Origin of the sequence: Acinetobacter sp. UBA5934 (assembly GCF_002430855.1) — a bacterium.
Classification (GTDB): domain Bacteria; phylum Pseudomonadota; class Gammaproteobacteria; order Pseudomonadales; family Moraxellaceae; genus Acinetobacter.
On the sequence record NZ_DJDC01000191.1, the window covers coordinates 42846 to 62475 of the forward strand.

Consider the following 19630-nt stretch of genomic DNA (forward strand, 5'->3'; position numbering starts at 1 on the left):
ACTGGCGCCCTTGCGATCATAAATTTTACCTACCCACGGCCGCACCACAATCATGGAAACAGCAAAGACAATGAAAAACAGGCTGGTATACGCCAGCAAATCTTTAGATTCGCTATACGCGGTAATGAAACTCATAATGCTGGAATATGCAAATGCAGTCAGCAATGCCACAAACCCAATCGGTATGGCACGTGTTTCAATAATGTCATGCCAACCCAGACGGTTTTTTTCTTGAGTCTCAGGCGTGAAGGCAACCTTGTCCTGCTGTTGTACTGGAATGATTAAACAGAAGAGAAAGCCGAGGCCAATTACTGCAGTTAACAATGCAAACAGCATCTTAAAATCAGTAAACTGCAGTACAGTTAAGGCAATTAAAGGTCCAAATACCACAGCAAGATTGGTCGACATGACAAAATAGCCCATGCCCTCACCTTTACGCTGATCTGGAATAAAATCGTTCGCTATGGGCACGGTCACGGTGGTTAATACGCTAAACCAGATGCCGTTAATAAACCGGATCAGCAATAAGGCCCACATACTGTCGGCAAATAAATAGCTAAAGGCGAAAATGACAAACAACAATTCTGAACCGCGAAAGGCGATTTTCTTGCCTAACTTTTCAACTATGAGTCCGGAAAATGGACGAACTGCAATTGAAGAAACCAGAAATAAAGTCAGCGCCAAACCTGCTTCCTTAACCGTTCCACCTAAATCCTTCATGATATAAATCGGCAAGACGGTTAATAAGGCATAATAATAGGTAAATAAAAACAGGTTATTGCATAGACACAATATAAACGAGCGATTCCACAGGCGCTCAGTGTTTGTCGTAGACATAATGACCAACTTAGCAGTAGCCTGGTGCTACTTTTGAACCAAAACAGGTTGCATTACCAGACTTACAAGATTGCTTATGTACGTTTCATCCGGCATGCAATTAAAGAAAATAATCTGATAATGAATCGGTCCATACAGCGTATCCAGCATCAGTTCAAAGGGATATTCGGCAATAATTTCTTTACGCTCGATTGCGATTTGAATCAACTTGCGGGTCTGTTCACGACGCGGTAATAAATATTGTCTAAAGAAATCACCGGCAGCTTCACGATGCTCTGCCATGACCACCAATAAGGCACGCCCGACTGGATGATTGAGTGCGAGGGACAATTTTAAAAGCTGCTGATTCAGATTAAATTCAAGACTTTGCTGAAAATCCAGATCAAAGACCGAAGCGGTTTGCTCTTTAAAGGCATCAAAAACCAGATCCGATTTATGCTTCCACCAGCGGTAAATGGTAGATTTACCTACACCTGCCCGAGCTGCAATATCTTCTACCGTTAAATGACTGTAGTCATATTCTTGTAGCGCTGCAGTTACTGCCTGCAAAATACATTGCTTGCGTCGGGAAGTTTTCTCTAATTCAGACATGAACCACCCAATCGAAACGATACGTATCGTTTCATATTAGGCTAATTTTTATTTCCTGTACAGACCTGATCATCCCTTTAAAAGCAAAAAAGACTGCTATAAAGCAGTCTTTTCATATATCAACTTTTAGTCGATTTTAATCTTTAATACAGTATTAGCATTGCGAGGTTTTTTTATAAATACTGCATGAGGGATGATGACTTTCTTGCAAACGTGCCACTTTACGATGTTCAGCAGCCTCGAAACGGCAACGTTTCCAGTCATTGTCCAGATTTAATGCCGGAATCTGTTTTGGTTTACCGTTTTCATCCACGGCCACCATAGTGAAGTAACAACTATTGGTATGACGTACGGTACGCTTCTGGATATTCTGTGCTTCTACGCGAATCCCGATTTCCATTGAAGTACGGCCAACATGGTTGACACTGGCAAGGAAAGTAACGAGTTCACCCACATGAATCGGCTCTTTGAAATTTACTTTATCCACCGACAAGGTCACCACATAACTGCCTGAATAACGGCTAGCACATGCGTATGCAACCTGATCCAATAACTTTAAAATTGTTCCGCCATGAACATTTCCTGAAAAGTTTGCCATATCAGGAGTCATTAAAACTGTCATGGTTAATTCAGACTGGTCATCTAATGCTGGAGCAATTTGATCTAATGGGGACATCGCGTTCTCTAGACTCTTTTATAGACAATAGTATAAGGAATGATTATATCGTTTTTCTGTGCATTAAAATGTCGAAATGGGCAATAAAACCATCATTATTATTTATAGTGATTTTACTATCATTCAAGAAAATATATATCTAATTCACCAACTCACTGACGCATAAGCAATTTTCTTATAGCCTGATTTTAATAGAATATTTGTTCTAAAAATAAGATTACAAAAAAATGGCGGCATATTTTAAAATGTACATTTGGATTATTACTCGACTACACAGGAATAAAGTGAAAAGTTAAAGTCATGTGTACATCAGTGCTATGGTTAAAGCTGTCTTATCAAACAGCTAAATAGCAATATTAGAATAAAATTAAGCCGTTACATTGCGCAGCATTTCTTTGGAAATATTGCCGTAACTCAATACATTTTGCTGGTCGAGCTGGGTTTCAACACTATAGGTGCCATCAGTATTTTCTGCAATTATAGTAAATACCAGATTTCCCATACTCGCCATTTTGACTTTTTGGCCTATGGTAAATTTTTCTATTTTCATATTGCTGCTATTCATTTAACCATCCTTACAGAAATATGTTTTAGCACCATTTCAATACAATCCAGTTTAGTCACTTTTGATTCATTGGTAAACTTAAATCATTGAACAAAAACATATTAATACAAAAATAATATAGAATGAAAGCTTTAATCGCTTAGTTTATTTTATTTAGTAATATCAATTAATTAGTTTATCTTTAGAGTATATTTCAGTGAGTTTTGATGATTTATCCATCAAAACCCACGTTCAAAGAGACTAAAACATAACAGCATCGCAATGATGAAATCGAATCCTTATCAAGATTCGACTTCATCATTACATTGTATTCAAGGTTCTAATCCTGAACGCTTAATTGCTGAATGGTATAACCGAATGGATAATGCTTTTGTTTCAATAACGTTGTAATTGTATTTAATTGATTCTGCGCTGCCTCTACTCCGGCTTGCATGGTCATTTCACGGCCTTTAACATCAAATATATGCCCTTTTTCCCTTAAGTCTGGCTGAATGATGATATCTGCGTGCTTGAGTTCTTCTTCAGCTAAACGGCTTTGCATAATATTGATATTTTGATTAAACATTCCCCAGACATTCCGGGTTTCGGTATGCATGGGTTGCGCCAGAATATCAACGGCAATCACAATATCCGCGCCTAAATCGCGTGCCACCTCTACCGGCACCGGACTCACCAGACCACCATCAACATATTCCTCTTTCCCAATTCTGGTCGGAATAAACATGCTTGGAATAGACACTGAAGCGCGTACTGCCTGTCCGGTATTGCCATAATTAAAGACGACTTTTTTGCCTTCCTTTAACTCGGTTGCGACCACGTACATGGGAATTTTTAAGGATTCCAACGGCGTATTATTAACTTGCTGATTAACGTAATTTTCAACTTTTTGGCCGTCAAAAAAACCTTTCATATCCAGCTTTACATCACGAACATCATTGGCTTTCATGCTTAAAGCAATAGTGCGTAGCTCTTCTGCTGTTTTGCCACTAGCATAAATGGAACCCACAATACTGCCTGCACTGGTGCCTACAATCAAATCAGGGTGTATCCCTTGCTGCTCCAATACCTGAATGACCCCAATATGCGCATAGCCCCGCGCGCCACCACTTCCCAGAACCAAGGCAACAATAGGACGGTTTTCCTGCTGTTTAAGTTTTTTAAAATTAATTCGGTCTGCCCGAACTTGAGCATCTGTAGCAGGTGGCTCAGATAGTCCTGTCGAACCAACAGTAAACTTAGGTGGAGTCACTGTTTGACATCCCCCTATACCCAATACTGCCAAAACAATAAAACTAAATTTGATGTTGCTCATGAACCACCTAAATATAAATAAAGCTGTTCGCAAAAAAGGCATACAGTTTAAGAATGATTAATTTGCAAAACTGTATTATTTCGTAAATTTATCATCAAAAAATAGCAATCCTAAAAAGACGATAGCGCATAGATTTGCCATCCCATATTTATATTATCTCATCTTTTTACCCATTTTTACTTATGGAAAAGATGGGTATTACACAATGCTAATTAGATGGCTTTAATATTAATTGGAGATTAAAAATAAATTTTCAAATAAAAAAGAGGCGAATAAATCGCCTCTTTTCAAATTTCCAGTTTTGAATTAGAAATTATATCTTGCCATTAAGCCTACACGGTTATCTTTAAATGACTGTCCAGCAAAGGTATCACGCTTACCATTGATATATTCAACACCTAGGTCAATTGGCGCAACTGGTGTATAGATAAAGTTAATCCACGCCTGTTGAACTTTTTCATTGGCTGCAGTATTAAGACGCGCATAGTCAGTGCCATCATCAGCAAACAATGCACCATAAGCCAATGTCGAACGTAAGTTAGGTAAAATCTTATAGGTTGCACCTACTTGAACCGCATTAAATTCATTCTGCTCAATACTGTTATTTGCAGAATCGACAGAATAAGCGCTGTTGCTACCATAGAGGTAGTTACCGTTACCCACAACATGCGAAACATCAGCAGATACTTTTAAAGGATCAGCAACTTGATAGTTTACCCCTGCAGCAATACCCCAACCGGTTTTGTCATCATCTGCTGTGGTCGATTTATAATTTTCAACTAAAGCACGTGCTGATGCTGAACCTTTACCCTCAGCAAAACCTTGAACCAATTTCGCAGTTAAATTAGGTAAACGATATTTGATGCCATCACCCGTACTATCGCCTTCTTCAGCTGAAACGAACAGTTGAGTTTGTGGTGCAAGTTTAAAATTGTAGCGAACTTGTGGAACACGTTGAGTACCACCACCCACGTTGGTACTGAAATCAATCATTTCAGGCGCATGATTTGACAGGAAGTTAGAGGTGGTTTGACCAAATAACCAGTCATTATAAGTTAAATAACCGTGACGTAAACGCAGTCCGTCATTCGATCCATTGGTATCAGCAAAGTCAACTTCGATTTTACCGCCAACCTTGTTGTCTGCCCCTACAGGTGCTGAAAAATCTAAACCAAAACGTGTTGTTTTACCGGTCGCGCGTAGCTTGTCGTTTACAGTCGATGTTCCTGCACCAGCTGTACCGGCTTTAGCCACATTACCAAAGTCGTTATCCGCACCTTCAATAATGTAGTTAGCATCGCCACGCACGAAACCATACAGGTTTACACTTGCGCCGGCTTTAGTTTTAAAGCCTGTTGCAGACGCTTCAGCTTTAGCTGCAGGCGCTGCTGCAAGTTGAACAGGTTGTGCCTTAACTTGCTCAATTTGAGTTTGTTGCTGTTGTTGAACTTGCTGTTGTTGCTGAATTAAAGATTTTAATGCTTCTACTTCTTTACGTAAGTCCTGAATTTGTTTTTGTTCAGCTGTACCGGCCTGTGCTGCGCTAACCATTACCGCAGTGACTGCCAATGCTAAACCCTTAGCCATAAATTTACCGTTACGTAATTGACCCATTGTTAAAATCTCCGATCTGTTAAATATCCGCATCCATGCATTCAGTCATTTTTAAAAACCCAATAAATCTATGAAAAAACAACATTCAAAAATTAACAAGCTTAAAAAATCATTGCATTTTCAGCTTATGAGTACAGTAAAAAAACTTAAAATATTATAAATTTACAACATGTGACAAATCACACATCATGCCAAATCTAGCAATTTTTAGCTTTTATTAAAATCATTTTTCCCGAACAATGATTAGTAAATGATCTTATTTTTAGATTCAATTAAAAAATAATTCGAATATTCATATATTTATACACATTTCGTATACAGCTTAACAATTAGACATTCGACTAATGTATATAGTCAAAGGATGTTAAAAAACTCATTTCAAAAGGAATTTTATGATTTTAGCGCAAGTTCAGAACGTGGATGCTGCTATTACTTCTCGCCATTCCGTGCGTGCTTTTTTGAATCAGCCTGTTGATCCGCATATGATTAAAGATATTTTAGCAGTAGCAAGCCGGGCGCCATCAGGAACCAATACCCAACCCTGGAAGGTCTATGTGGTTAGCGGAAAAAAGCGTGATGAAATGGTCGAGCGTGTATGCAAGGCACAACTTGAACTTTATGAAAAACCTGAACTTGCACAGCAGCATCAAGAAACTTTTGCCTACTATCCAGAAAAATGGATTTCCCCTTTTATTGAGCGTCGCCGTGAAAATGGCTGGGGTCTATATGGTCTCTTAAATATTCAAAAAGGTGAAAAAGATAAAATGGCACAGCAACAACTGCGAAATTTTCAACTTTTTGATGCGCCGGTTGGGCTGTATTTCACCGTAAATAAAGCCATGGGTATTGGCTCAAAAATGGATATTGCCATGATGATTCAAAACGTGATAATTGCAGCAAAAGCACGCGGGCTGGATACCTGTCCTCAAGCAGCCTGGAATCATTTTCATGGCATCGTAATGGATGTGCTGAATGCCCCGGAAGATGAAGAACTGGTTTGTACAGTCGCGCTTGGTTATGCCGACCCCGAACATATCGTGAATAGCTTTATTACGCCACGTATTGCGGTTGAAGAATTTACTGTGTTTATGGATCAATAATTGGCTTCAATAAAAAAGAGACCTGGTTTTCAGATCTCTTTTTTTATATTTAGGTATTAAAACTTTTATTCTGAAGCTGTCTGCTGAGCTGCATAATGGAAAGCAATGTAATTCCCACGAAGATCAACATCAAAATCCCCATATTGAGCAATGAATTCCAGATGAGAAAATTCAAAATCACGCCGCCAAGCAAGCCACAAGCAAATTGCATACTTCCCATAATGGCACTGGCTGTACCGGCTTGCGCCCCCTGTTCCGACATGGCCAATGCCATCGCATTCGGGCCGGTAAAGCCAATGCCTGCCACTGCCCAGAACATGCCCATCAATACTACCCATAATGGGCTATGACCAATAAAACCTGCGACAAATAAAATGGATGCTCCAATTAACTGAATGATGCCGCCTATTTTCAGGCGGCTCATTACCGAAAATTGATGACCCAGCTTTTTATTTAAGGTCGATAACAACATGATACCAAAGGCATTCAGGCCAAATGCATAAGCAAATTGCTGTTGAGTTAATCCAAAATCATCCATCAACACTGCAGCAGAGGAACTGATATAACAGAATAAAATGCCACCAGAAAAACAGCCGGCCAACATTGGCCATTTAAAACTCGGGTCTTTAAAAATACTGCCATATAGCTGAATAATCTGGGCGACATTCAGCTTTAAACGGTGTTCAAGCGGCAAACTTTCTTTAAAGAAAAAGTGTACACAGACTAAACAGATCAACCCAATCATAGTTAAAAAACCAAATACTGCCTGCCAGGCAAAGAACTTCAATACAATGGCGCCTAAACTTGGCGCGATAACCGGGGCAATTCCCATCACAATCATCATACTGGCAAAGGCCTGAGCAGAAGCCTGCATATCCAGACGGTCACGAATGGCAGCCCGTGCAATCACTACCCCGACACAGCCCCCAACCGCCTGTAATATACGTGCAGCAATCAAGCTCCACTCATTGCTGGCAAAAATACACAGCAGACTTGCCACCACGTAAAGTGCCAAGCCAAAATAGAGCGGGGTTTTGCGCCCAATCCGGTCACTCAAGGGACCATAAATCAGCTGCCCCAAAGCCAGACCTAAAAAATAAGCTGGCAAAGTATTGGCCACCATTTGCGTACTGACACCAAAATCCTGTGCCATTTGTGGCAAGGCTGGTAAATACATATCAATAGAAAGTGGACCTAATGAGGTCAATAAGGCCAGCAGCATAATCCATGCCGTGGAATATTGTTGTGTAGACTGTTGTTCAGACATATCGATATTTAATTTTTAAATGCAGGCTTTAAAGACAAGCTTACACTGTACATAGTATTATTTCTAAGGATTGAGAGTGAAATTTCACATAATTTACTTCTCCATACATAAATCCTCTGGTGATTAGGACATAACTTGAAATCTTGGCTGACGCGTCTTAAACAAGCGACTTATAACACGACATTTATGTATAACCTGCGCATGATTATTGCATTTGCAGGAACCGCCTTTGTGCCCTATTTTATGGGGCATCAGTTAGCCACCATTCCCTTGACCCTGGGTGTGGTTGCTGCCGGCTTAAGTGATATTGATGACCGCTTTTCGGTTCGCATCATGAACCTGATTTATACTTATATCGGCTTCTTTATTACTGCTGTTTCGATTTATTTTTTATTTCCTTATCCAGTTTTGTTTGCTCTCGGGCTGATTGTATCTTGTATTGGTTTGATTCTGCTCGGTTCCTTGGGACGGCGTTATGCGACCATTTCCTATGGTTGTCTGGTGATTTCCGTTTACTCGATGCTCGGTGTTGAGTTATTTGACAACTGGTATAGCCAAGCCTTGCTGCTGGTTGCAGGTGCTGCATGGTATGGCCTGATTTCCACCATCAGTTTTTTACTGTTTCCTGTGCGTCAGGTTCAAGACAAACTCTCACAGTGCTATTCATCACTGGGTGACTTTCTGTTTGCCAAGTCCAATCTGTTTGATGTCGACATGACCCCAGACAGTTATCAGCAAAGCATGATTGAGCTATCGCTGGAAAATGGCAAGCTGGTCGGCATTTTCAATGAAATGAAAACTGCGCTTCTCACCCGCTTAAAAGGTGACCGGGGGCAAAAAGATACCCGTCGCAGCCTGCAATATTATTTTGTGGCGCAGGATATCCATGAACGTGCAGATTCAGCGCACATTGACTATCAGAAACTGGTCAAAATTTTTGAACATAGCGACATTTTATTTCGCTTTCAGCGGATTCTTTCTATCCAGGCGAAGGCCTGCAAAGATTTAAGTCACAGTATTTTGCACCGGGAAACCTATCAACATAACAAACGCTTTAAACACGCTTTTGCCAATTTAAAGCTATCTTTGGAGAAATTGCGCTCTGAACAGCAATATGACCAGGTGTGGGTCAATGCGCTATTTTCTCTGTATCAAAATTTAAAGTCGATTGATGCGCAACTGCGTAATGTCGAAACAGAGCGGCATATCAAGTTTGATAAAAGCAAACATATTGAAAACCAGCTGAAAGATGATGATTTAAAAGGCTGGGATGATATTGTCATCCGCATCAAACAACATTTAACGCCAGAATCTGTGCTGTTTAGACATGCAATCCGGGTCTCTATGGTCCTGCTGATTGGCTATATTTTTGTGCAAGTGACCAATATTGAATATGGCTACTGGATTTTACTGACAGCTCTTTTTGTCAGCCAACCCAACTTTAATGCCACCAAACGCCGTTTACGCCTGCGTATTGTCGGCACTTTGGTCGGTATTATTCTCGGTTATGCCATTTTGTACTTTATCCCTTCTATTGAGGGGCAATTATTATTGTTGATTTTAAGTGGTGTACTGTTCTTCGAATTACGCAGTAAACAATATGCTCAGGCCACTGCCTTTATCACCATTCTGGCGTTAATTAACTTTAATCTGGATGGTATGGGCTTTGCCGCAGCACTACCCCGCATGATTGATACCTTGATTGGCTGTGCTTTGGCATGGTTCGGGGTCAGCTTTATCTTTCCGGACTGGAAATTCCGCCGCCTACCGCGCACGATCCGACGTTCACTCACTGCTCAATGTGAATATTTAGCCGAAGTCATTCAACAGTACAAAAATGGACGTAATAACGGATTGAAATATCGGGTGGTGCGTCGCGCTGCACATAACAATGATGCTGATGTCGCCTCGCTGATTTCCACTTTAGCGACAGAACCTGATTTTGATCCGACACAAAAAAGCCTGGCTTTTGAATTCCTGTGTTTGAATCATACCTTGCTCAGTTATATTGCTGCACTGGGTGCACATCGTGAAAAAATTTCAGATCAGGAAGTTCTGCAACTACTCGACCAGGCTCTGGATGACATTCAAGGTACGTTGTTAAAAGATGAACTACCCGACCTGACCGCACAAAATATGTTGCATACCATACGGCAACGCTTAAGCCAAAATAACGAAGATGATCAAAAATCTCTGATTGTTTTGCAGCAATTATCTTTAATGCTCAGTATTCTGAATCAACTCAGTCGTTTAAAGCAAAGTTTGAGCCATGACCGTGATGAAAAGGCCACCGAACTAGCCTCATTATAAATAGGATGATTTTGGAACAATATACTCACTGAATTGGTATAAATAATGCTAAACTTTTTACAGTTCTAGATTTGTTATTTTCATTATGACCGCGAAAAATTTATACGCTTATACCCTACAGCCTGTGAACTATGAAATTTCAGAGGCTGAACAACGTCAAGCTCAACTTGCCATCTGGCGTAGCACCAATAAAATCGGCACCAAAGCCTGGATGATCATGGCAGCCGTTGCTGTACTTTCGATTGTTGGCATCATCTTGCTGAAAAACTATTCCACCATTTTCTGTTGGGTGGCATTGATCTGTGTGGTTGCCTACTTCCTCGTGCGTAAATTCGGACTGGAATGGTACGTGAAACGCAAGATGAATGAATTTCCGGTTCAGGAAATTAAAGGCATTCGCTTAGGCGTTCAACCCCACGGCTTGATTATGCGTCAGCAAATGGGTGCCCAAGAAGGTGTCGGTGCGATTAGCTGGAAAGATGTGTATGAATGGTATAACACGCCTGATTTTATGTTGATTAACTTCAAGGTAAAAGGTCAGCAAGGTGCTTATATTTTACCAAAGCGTATGGATTCAAAGAATTTTTCATTCAATACAATTCGTAAGCACTTAACTGAAACTGTGGGCGAAGCAAAACAGATTTAAACGCTACTGCAAGCTAGACATAAAAAACCTCCAGACTGGGGGTTTTTTAATTCCGACCAAATTAAATGATAATGAGAATAGATATTACCTACAAAATCGATATCATTTTGAAAAAGTTCAGCTATAATTCAGGTTAATTCTGTCTATTCTCAGCATCCTCTTCGGTTATGTTAAAAAAAATCTTTTTCCAGATTCACTGGTTTCTTGGTATTACTGCCGGTTTAATCCTCTCGATTATGGGGGTAACCGGTGCCATTTACTCCTATGAACAGCCTATCCAGAAATGGCTCAATCCAGATAGTTATACCGTCCAGGTTGAAAAACAAGATAAATTAACCCCTGCCGAGCTGTATCAGCATTTCCAGAAAACTGATCCAGAGATGAAAATTAACAGCATCACCGTGGCCAAAGATCCGACCGCATCTTCGAGCATCAATATTGTGAAAGAAGGTGCACGTAAGGGTTATACCATGATGATTAACCCCTACACTGCCCAAGTTTTACCTGAAATCAAAGGTCGAGAGTTTTTTAAGTTTATCGAGCAGTTGCATCGCAACCTGACCGTTGGACCCCTCGGCAAACAGATTACTGGCGCATGTACCCTCATGCTGCTGATCTTTATCTTCAGTGGTTTATATCTGCGCTGGCCCAAAAAGCATTCATTTAAACAATGGTTCATGATCAAGCCACAACTGAAAGGCCGTAATTTTATTTGGGACCTACATGCCGTAGTGGGTACATGGGTCGTGGTTTTCTTCCTGATTATTGCCTGTACTGGTCTAACCTGGTCTTATGGCTGGTGGCGTAGTGGCCTGTATACTGTGATGGGCGTCGAACAACAGAAAGAGTCCAAGGGTGAAACTGAAAAACCACGTGATGGTGAAGAACGCGGAAAGCGTGAAGGCTCAGAACCACGTAATTCAGCTACAGGTAACAGGGAAAAGGCTATCTCTGCGAATGATCACGGAGCAGCTGGTGAACAGCAGCGCGGTGAAAAACGTGAGAAAAAAGGCTTAAGCCCAGAGCAAATCAATCTGGCTCTCAGCCAAAGCTGGAACGGCTTTAATGCTCAGGTGGGCCGTGATTATTCAAGCATTACCCTGAATGTTCCTAAAAAGGCGAATGGTGAACTTGAAATTAGCTTTGTCGATGTGATTCCGCAACATGAACGTGCACGCAACAAAGCCACATTTGACTATCAGGCGTCTGCCATCAAAAAGATGGAAATTTACGAAGATAAAAAGCTCAATGAAAAAATCATGAGCAGCATACTGCCGGTTCACCGCGGTAGCTTCTTTGGTCCGGTATATCAATTCTTTGCGATGCTGGCTGCTCTGAGCATGCCATTGTTCTTTATTACCGGCTGGATGCTGTATCTGAAACGTCGCAAGCAAAAGAAACTGACTCAAGCAGCACGTCATAGCTTAACGGCGGTCAATATTGATGCCAATGCAAAACCTTGGCTGATTGTCTATGCGTCACAAACCGGTATGGCGGAACAGCTGGCATGGCGTACAGCCACCAGCCTGCAACAGGCCCGTCAACCCGCAACAGTAAAATCAGTACAACATTTAAGTCTGGATGATTTAAAAAATACCGAACAGGTTTTATTTGTAGCCAGTACTTACGGTACCGGTGAAGCACCTGACTTAGCCTCAGGCTTTGCCAAAAAAATACTAGGCAAAAAAGCTGATTTAGGTCATCTGCACTATGCCGTATTGGCCTTGGGTTCGCGTGAATATCCCGATACTTTCTGTCATTTTGGCCATGCGATTGATGACTGGTTAAAGCAAAATGGTGCACAGCAATTGTTTAATACGATTGAAGTGGATAATGCCAATCAAGAGCAGATTCAGGCATGGAATAACGCTTTAGCCAACGTAACTCAACTTGAGTTACAAGCCATGAATATCGAAAAAACGTTTGATAGCTGGACCTTAACCCAACGTGACCTGCTTAACCCGAATAGCTTGGGTGCACCAGCATTTAATATCGAGTTAAAGCCGAGTCATGAAGTGACCTGGCAAGCCGGTGATATTGCCGAGATTCAACCCGGCAACAGTGCTAATCGTATTGCCCAGTTTATGCAGCAGCATCAAATTCAGCCAAATACTTTGGTCGATTCTTTAAATATTACTATTGAACAGGCTTTATGGGATAAAGATTTAACTATTGAAGTTGAACCTTTTGCCAATATGGAGCATTTACTGGAGCAGCTTCCTGCGTTGCCTTCGCGTGAATATTCCATTGCCAGCATTCCTTCACAGCAAGTTCTGCGCTTAGTGGTGCGCCAACAGTCCGATACCCAAGGTCAATTGGGTCTGGGATCAGGCTGGCTCACCCAGCATGCCCCATTAAATAGCGAGATTGCACTGCGTATCCGTAATAATCCATCTTTCCACCTGATTAATGACAACCGTCCCGTAATTTGTATTGGTAACGGTACAGGTCTTGCCGGATTGATGAGTTTGTTACATGCACGTACCCGTCAGGATTACACCCAAAACTGGCTGATCTTTGGCGAACGTCAACGTGAACATGATTTCTTCTATCAAAGCACGATTGAAGCCTGGCAAACAACAGGCATGCTACAACGTCTGGATTTAGCCTTCTCACGTGATCAGGCAGAAAAAGTCTATGTGCATCATAAACTGCGTGAACAGGCTCAAGAGCTCAAAGCATGGATCGACAAGGGTGCGGTAATCTATGTCTGCGGCAGTATTAACGGTATGGCCAGCGATGTCGATCGGGCTTTAACCGACATTCTGGGTGAAGCAACCGTTGACCAGCTCCGCCAGGATGGCCGTTATCGTCGTGATGTCTACTAATTAAATGTTATAAAAAACTGGGTCTCAGTACCCGGTTTTTTATCCTTAAAACATCCAATTTGTTTAAACTAACAATAACATTTACCCAGAGCAAGCTTATGTCCAGCAGTTTCAAACGTCGCCTGAGTTTTATCATTGGCAGTGTATTGGCTCTCGATAGCTTATGGTTACTTTCACTGGATAAAATGCATCTTGGTATTATTCTTCTTACGATCATCGGTATAGGCCTCATGCTCTATGCCTTGTGTTTTACCTGGATTCAAAACTTTGTTCAGCGCACCCCACTTAGAAAAACTTTATGGCGCTGTGCGTGGGTAGGATTTTTTCTTTGGATTAGTACGTTATTTATATTTTTCAGTTATTTGCAATATAGCATTCAACAATCTAATACAGTTCAGCCCGCCTCTGCCGTGATTATACTGGGTAGTGGCATCGAAAAAGGCCAGCCTTCTCCAACATTAAAACAGCGTTTAGATGTCGGTGCCAGTTATGCCAAACAGTACCCTGAAACACTGTTGGTCGTGACTGGCGGTAAAGGTTTTCAAGAACAGATTTCTGAAGCAACAGTCATGACGGAATATCTGCAACAACAGCATCATATTGATCCATCACGGATTTTATTAGAAGCTAAAAGCACCAGCACTGCGGAAAATCTGCGCAATGTACAGCCTTTGCTGGCACAGCAGCATATCTCTCTAAAACAGCCTATTGTCATTGTTACCAGTGACTTTCATATTTTACGTGCCAAGGCTATTGCCAAACATCAAGGTTATCAGCAAATACTCACCCTCAGTGCTCCAACACCGCTTTATATTCGCTACAACTCCTGGTTGCGCGAATATTTTGCCTTTATCAGTGGCTGGTTATTACGTGAATATTAAAATTAGTTCAAACGGATGTTACGTGGTAAAGGCAGCTTTTCATCTTTAAACAATTCAGGTTTTTGGACATAAATCTGATATAGGTAATTTTTGATATCTAATAATAGTTTTTCTGGTGCCACCAGTACATTTTGCCCTTCTGGTGTTAAATCTATCGATACACAGGTATTTTCCTGACGTAAAAAAGGAATCACTTTTTCAACAAAATCTTTAAGTGAAATATCCTGAACCTGATAATTTGCCCAATTGTCTTTGATTAGCAGTTTTGCCAGACCTTTACTTTGCCAAATGGCGAATGCACGCTGACCGGTAGGCGTTGCACATAATGCAAAACCATCATCATACAAGGCATGAACATAACCTTGAGCTACAATCGTTTCAACAAATTGTTTATAGATCTCTTGCGCGTTATAAGTATTATTTTGAGTTTTAGACGCAGCCTTGCGTTGATATGGATTTCTCATGATTTTTCAATAGTTAAAATTATTATTAACTAAAGAGTTTAGGAGATAAATAGGATTTGATCAAGGAGAATATATGGTGGGCGCTGACGGGATCGAACCGCCGACATTCTGCTTGTAAGGCAGACGCTCTACCAACTGAGCTAAGCGCCCTTGAGGAATAAAAATAGCGTTGCTATTTTTATGACGCAAGAAAGAAATCTTGCTTGATTATACACTTCCTAGCACAAGGAATCTAGAAAATGGCGCAGCGGACGGGACTCGAACCCGCGACCCCCGGCGTGACAGGCCGGTATTCTAACCAACTGAACTACCGCTGCACTTACACAATGTCGCTATTGTGGCAAACGAATATTAAGAACTCAAGTGGCGCAGCGGACGGGACTCGAACCCGCGACCCCCGGCGTGACAGGCCGGTATTCTAACCAACTGAACTACCGCTGCACTAAAGTGTCTTAACGTTAAAGAGCTTGGTGGGCGCTGACGGGATCGAACCGCCGACATTCTGCTTGTAAGGCAGACGCTCTACCAACTGAGCTAAGCGCCCTTTAAACGTCTTCATCGTTTGATGAGGTGCATTATAGAGAATCCTGACAGACTGTCAAACGCTTTTCTGACTGTTTTTGGTTTTTTGCGTTTGAGTGATTAAAAAATAGGTTATTCGCTATAAAAACAAACAATTTCGATAACTTATTTACTATTTACTGTAAAAACCCAAAAAATCACAGCTGCATTTTTAGACAGAACTTTCCATGGTTTTTGAACTGTTGGCAAAGATTACTCTTTTTTAATCCATTTTCTTAATCGGGGTTTTAAGCTTTTACCGGCTTTGTTTATTTATAAGCCAAGGTCTGTTTTAGCCTCTGTCGCATTCAAACGATGTTCTGAAATAAACACCAAGGCATCCTCAGAGATCAGTTCGAATAATTCAACCACATCTTCATTACGCATCCGGATGCAACCATGAGACATCGGAATGCCCATCGGTTCTGTATCAGGTGTACCATGAATATAGATATAACGCTGAAAGGTGTCGCAGCCCTCGCCCTGATTAAAATTCTCCTCTAAACCACTTAACCAGAGAATGCGCGATAAAATCCAGTCGCGTTGAGGAAACTGCTTAGCCAATGCGGCATTGTAGACTTCCCCGGTTTGCTGCCGTGCTTTAAACACCGCATTTTTAGGCGCCGCATGTCCGAATTTAAGCGCCACTTTATGCCAACCCCGAGGTGTCTTGCCTGAATTTTCCTGTTCGCCAATCCCGTTCTTGCCTGTAGAAATAACATAAGACTTGTTATGTTTTGGTAAAGTCAAACTTTGCGCGGCCAAATCAATCCAGATATCCGCCTGTCCTAAAGAATATACCATAACAAAATTACTCAACCTCTTTGATCGGTTCAGCTGAAGGTTCAGGGCGTAACCATAACCAGATCGCCACAGTCAGCATGGTCAGGTCGGTGAAGATCTTCACCCAAAGCGGTGCATTGGTAAATAACATGATGATTCCACTGATCAGCATCATGATACTGGCAAACCATTTCGCCTTGCGTGGTACGGTACCTTTTTCACGCCACGATCTTAATGTTGCACCATACTTAGGATGGTTTAGCAGCCAGGCATCCATTTGTGGCCAACCTTTAGAAGCCGACCAGGCCGCTAAAATCAGAAATACTGTTGTTGGCATACCCGGTAAAACTGCCCCGATAAAGCCTAGGATGACAAAAATCATCACCAAACTTCGCCAAAACAACATTTTCATAGCACTGCCCTACACAACTAATTGCGGTAGTATAAAGTGTTTTTGCATATTATCCGTTGTAATTCTGCACTTTTTGATTTAACGCCGAGGGTTATCATGTTTGCTGTAAATAAAGGGTTTGATCTTGATGAACCTTGGCTTGAATTTAAAAATTTGCTGGTTCGGCAGCTGGCCTTTTGCGTAGGCAGTCCAAATATTCTGGCCCATACTCCACCCGAAATGCTGCTCAAGCATAATTTTCAGTTTCATAATGATGCTGTCTGGAGTAAGCATTTTCAAAATTATCACTCCAGACTGCTCTATCTAGATCAGCATCCGCAAGAATTAGAAAGCTTTTTGCAACAGCTTAAAAGCACGCGTTTAGGGCTGCGTTTTGAGATGTTTGTCTGGTTCTGGCTGCTCGATCAAAAGTATCATCCTTATCAATTGCTCGGTCATAGCATTCAAAAAATAGCTGGACCTAAAACATTGGGGGAACTCGATTTTTTATTATTCAATACTGAAACCAAAGTGATTGAACACTGGGAAGTCGCTTTAAAATACTATCTGGCAGAGCGGGATTGTTCTTTACCTTATTGGTATGGATTAAACCGTAGCGATACGTTGTTACGTAAATTGAATCATTTTAGTCAAAAGCAGTTCCAATTTGATGAAGCGCTGGAGCATAAAATTGAACAGCGTTTTGCAGTACTAAAAGGGCAACTTTATCTGCCTGTTGAAAGTACGGTCAATACGCTCCCCAGCTGGGTTAATCAACAACGGCGTTTAGGTTATTGGGGAAACTCTATTCGTCCGCAGACAGCTCAATTTTACCGCTTACAAAGACTCGAATGGATATGTCCAGAGCAACATGTCAGTAGCGATACTGCACAGTGGTGGAGCAACGGTTTATATCTACAAAAGGATTTAAATAATTTTTATATGTACCGCAATGCTCCGCTACTTTTTCAAGGCAGATAGAACTAAATTTATGAGAATTGTCTATTTTTATAACAAATGCTTACTTTTCTACCATCAAAAACTCATATTTTTTACGCCGGGCATTAATTAACCTGAATTCACATCAAAATAATGAATCACTTGGAGATGATGATGAAAAAAATTCTTGCTGCTTCCCTTCTTGTTACTTTTGCTTTGACTGGCTGTAATACCTTTAAAGGTGTGGGTAAAGATGTATCCAAAGCTGGAGATGCCGTAACCAATACCGCAGAAAAAACTTCTGAGGAAATTCGCAAAAACTAATTTGTTTTTAGCGTCCACAAAACCCTATCTCAGATAGGGTTTTTTTATGCCAATTTTATGGCAATCATTCACAATCAAGGGCATATTCGCCTATTATAGGGCTGACAAATTTATCGACTTATGAAAATCGCATGACTTCTTCCGCTACCCTTGATTTAAGCCTGCAACTGTTACGTCAGCCTTCAGTAACACCGATCGATCATAGCTGCCAAAATATCATGGCGGAACGTTTGGAAAAAATTGGCTTCAATATTGAACCGATGCGTTTTGAAGACGTCGATAATTTATGGGCTCGCAAAGGTACCGAAGCACCGGTACTATGTTTCGCAGGCCATACCGATGTAGTACCTACCGGAAGTTTGGAGGCGTGGAACTCAGATCCATTTGTGCCAGAAATTCGTGATGGCAAACTGTATGGACGCGGCAGTGCCGACATGAAAACCGCACTGGCAGCCATGGTTGTGGCTTCGGAACGTTTTGTGGCAAAGCATCCTAACCATAAAGGCTCTATTGCATTTCTGATTACCTCTGACGAAGAAGGTCCTTCTATCAATGGTACCGTGAAAGTAGTTGAAGCCTTAGAAGCACGCAATGAAAAAATGACCTGGTGCCTGGTGGGTGAACCATCTAGTACCCATCGATTGGGTGATATTGTTAAAAATGGTCGTCGTGGTTCATTAAATGCCAAACTGACTGTAAAAGGTAAGCAAGGTCATGTAGCTTATCCTCACCTTGCTGTCAATCCGATTCATACCGCCTCTAAAGCCCTGGCTGAACTGTGTGATACGGTGTGGGACAATGGCAATGAATATTTCCCGGCCACCTCTTTCCAAATTTCAAATATCAATGCCGGTACCGGTGCAACCAACGTTGTTCCTGGCACTATGAATCTTTTATTTAACTTCCGTTACTCAACTGAAGTGACTGCTGAACAATTAAAAGCTCGTACTTTAGAAATCCTGGATCGCCACAATGTCGACTATGACATTGAATGGACATTATCGGGCTTACCGTTCCTTACCCCGGTAGGTGAATTGGTGAATGCGGCTAAAAATGCCATTCGTAATGTGACCGGTATTGAAACTGAACTTTCTACTAGTGGCGGTACTTCTGATGGTCGCTTTATTGCTCCGACTGGTGCACAAGTGCTTGAACTAGGTGTATTAAATGCCAGCATCCATCAGATTGATGAACATGTAAATGTTGCTGATTTAGAACCACTGGCTGAAATTTATGAACAAATTCTAGAAGGCTTGCTGGCCAACTAAATCTGTTAAAAATTACAAAATTTCGATAAAAAAAGGAACATGAATGTTCCTTTTTTATGGTCTATTTCTGGATTAAGCGCTAGGTTTATAACCCCAAAGAAGACTGAATGTGGGCCAGATTAGGCACATTAAATACCTGATCTCCCATACGTACATACTGAAATACATCCGGGTCTGTTGCAGTACGTTCTTCATCTACCACTTCAGAAATACGCAGACGAATCGTTTTTGGCATCTCATTACACATCAGGGCAAAACGCTGGCTGACATCAT

Annotated in this window: 18 protein-coding genes, 4 tRNA genes and 1 pseudogene; 8 read left to right on the forward strand and 15 right to left on the reverse strand. The window is 41.3% G+C overall.

Translation table 11 applies throughout. The features are described 5' to 3' along the window. The 6 genes from B2Y23_RS14260 to B2Y23_RS14285 all read right to left on the reverse strand — a co-directional run. Positions 1-837: MFS transporter (locus B2Y23_RS14260; protein WP_291371514.1), on the reverse strand; the 837-nt coding region annotated here is incomplete at its 3' end. A gap of 27 nt (positions 838-864) precedes the next feature. Then, positions 865-1428, reverse strand: a complete 564-nt coding sequence (locus B2Y23_RS14265; RefSeq protein WP_291371516.1) for a TetR/AcrR family transcriptional regulator — start codon at positions 1426-1428, stop codon at positions 865-867. Between the two features lie 154 nt (positions 1429-1582). Then, positions 1583-2104, reverse strand: a complete 522-nt coding sequence (locus tag B2Y23_RS14270) for an acyl-CoA thioesterase (RefSeq protein ID WP_086199282.1) — start codon at positions 2102-2104, stop codon at positions 1583-1585. Positions 2105-2471: 367 nt separating this feature from the next. Further along, on the reverse strand, positions 2472-2669 hold the full coding sequence (locus B2Y23_RS14275) for a hypothetical protein (RefSeq protein ID WP_291352490.1): 198 nt from the start codon (positions 2667-2669) through the stop codon (positions 2472-2474). A 319-nt stretch (positions 2670-2988) separates the two neighbouring features. Continuing rightward, complete coding sequence (locus B2Y23_RS14280; RefSeq protein WP_291371518.1) at positions 2989-3981, reverse strand: patatin-like phospholipase family protein; 993 nt, start codon at positions 3979-3981, stop codon at positions 2989-2991. Between the two features lie 306 nt (positions 3982-4287). Then, positions 4288-5595 (reverse strand): DcaP family trimeric outer membrane transporter, encoded by a 1308-nt coding sequence (locus tag B2Y23_RS14285; protein ID WP_291352486.1) that lies wholly within the window; start codon positions 5593-5595, stop codon positions 4288-4290. Positions 5596-5987: 392 nt separating this feature from the next. Here B2Y23_RS14285 and B2Y23_RS14290 point away from each other — a divergent pair, with 392 nt between their 5' ends. Then, positions 5988-6695 carry a nitroreductase gene (locus tag B2Y23_RS14290; protein ID WP_291352484.1) on the forward strand — a complete coding sequence of 236 codons (708 nt, stop codon included), beginning with the start codon at positions 5988-5990 and terminating at the stop codon, positions 6693-6695. Between the two features lie 49 nt (positions 6696-6744). Here the strand turns inward: B2Y23_RS14290 and B2Y23_RS14295 are convergent, their stop codons facing one another. Beyond that, positions 6745-7962, reverse strand: a complete 1218-nt coding sequence (locus tag B2Y23_RS14295; RefSeq protein ID WP_291352482.1) for a multidrug effflux MFS transporter — start codon at positions 7960-7962, stop codon at positions 6745-6747. Between the two features lie 135 nt (positions 7963-8097). Here B2Y23_RS14295 and yccS point away from each other — a divergent pair, with 135 nt between their 5' ends. The 4 genes from yccS to B2Y23_RS14315 all read left to right on the forward strand — a co-directional run bounded on the left by yccS (position 8098) and on the right by B2Y23_RS14315 (position 14627). Further along, positions 8098-10272: a YccS family putative transporter gene (gene yccS / locus B2Y23_RS14300; protein ID WP_291371520.1), complete on the forward strand. Its 2175-nt coding sequence runs from the start codon at positions 8098-8100 to the stop codon at positions 10270-10272. 85 nt (positions 10273-10357) lie between these two features. Then, positions 10358-10918 (forward strand): hypothetical protein, encoded by a 561-nt coding sequence (locus B2Y23_RS14305; protein ID WP_291371522.1) that lies wholly within the window; start codon positions 10358-10360, stop codon positions 10916-10918. Between the two features lie 167 nt (positions 10919-11085). Next, positions 11086-13746 (forward strand): sulfite reductase flavoprotein subunit alpha, encoded by a 2661-nt coding sequence (locus B2Y23_RS14310; protein WP_291371524.1) that lies wholly within the window; start codon positions 11086-11088, stop codon positions 13744-13746. Between the two features lie 98 nt (positions 13747-13844). Further along, on the forward strand, positions 13845-14627 hold the full coding sequence (locus tag B2Y23_RS14315) for a YdcF family protein (protein ID WP_291371526.1): 783 nt from the start codon (positions 13845-13847) through the stop codon (positions 14625-14627). Positions 14628-14629: 2 nt separating this feature from the next. On the opposite strand, the gene B2Y23_RS14320 is transcribed toward B2Y23_RS14315, so the two are convergent. From B2Y23_RS14320 to B2Y23_RS14350, 7 genes are all read right to left on the reverse strand, one after another. Next, a complete protein-coding gene (locus B2Y23_RS14320; protein ID WP_291371528.1) occupies positions 14630-15091 on the reverse strand; it encodes a DUF2750 domain-containing protein in 462 nt (153 codons plus the stop codon). 74 nt (positions 15092-15165) lie between these two features. Continuing rightward, positions 15166-15241 (reverse strand) — tRNA-Val (locus B2Y23_RS14325). 90 nt (positions 15242-15331) lie between these two features. After that, positions 15332-15408: transfer RNA gene (locus tag B2Y23_RS14330), tRNA-Asp, on the reverse strand. 47 nt (positions 15409-15455) lie between these two features. Beyond that, positions 15456-15532: transfer RNA gene (locus B2Y23_RS14335), tRNA-Asp, on the reverse strand. 27 nt (positions 15533-15559) lie between these two features. Further along, a tRNA-Val gene (locus B2Y23_RS14340) sits at positions 15560-15635 on the reverse strand. A gap of 290 nt (positions 15636-15925) precedes the next feature. Next, on the reverse strand, positions 15926-16456 hold the full coding sequence (elsL, locus tag B2Y23_RS14345; protein ID WP_291371530.1) for a cell wall-recycling L,D-carboxypeptidase ElsL: 531 nt from the start codon (positions 16454-16456) through the stop codon (positions 15926-15928). 7 nt (positions 16457-16463) lie between these two features. After that, positions 16464-16847: a YbaN family protein gene (locus B2Y23_RS14350; protein ID WP_291371532.1), complete on the reverse strand. Its 384-nt coding sequence runs from the start codon at positions 16845-16847 to the stop codon at positions 16464-16466. Between the two features lie 96 nt (positions 16848-16943). On the opposite strand from B2Y23_RS14350, the gene B2Y23_RS14355 reads away from it, so the two are divergent. The 3 genes from B2Y23_RS14355 to dapE all read left to right on the forward strand — a co-directional run bounded on the left by B2Y23_RS14355 (position 16944) and on the right by dapE (position 19357). Further along, a complete protein-coding gene (locus tag B2Y23_RS14355; protein ID WP_291371534.1) occupies positions 16944-17807 on the forward strand; it encodes a DUF1853 family protein in 864 nt (287 codons plus the stop codon). Positions 17808-17939: 132 nt separating this feature from the next. Next, positions 17940-18089, forward strand: coding sequence for an entericidin A/B family lipoprotein (locus B2Y23_RS14360; protein ID WP_291371535.1), 150 nt, complete (start codon positions 17940-17942; stop codon positions 18087-18089). A 131-nt stretch (positions 18090-18220) separates the two neighbouring features. Further along, positions 18221-19357 carry a succinyl-diaminopimelate desuccinylase gene (dapE, locus tag B2Y23_RS14365; protein WP_291371537.1) on the forward strand — a complete coding sequence of 379 codons (1137 nt, stop codon included), beginning with the start codon at positions 18221-18223 and terminating at the stop codon, positions 19355-19357. Between the two features lie 85 nt (positions 19358-19442). Here dapE and B2Y23_RS14370 read toward each other — a convergent pair. Beyond that, positions 19443-19630, reverse strand: a pseudogene (locus tag B2Y23_RS14370) (hypothetical protein); the annotation flags it as partial.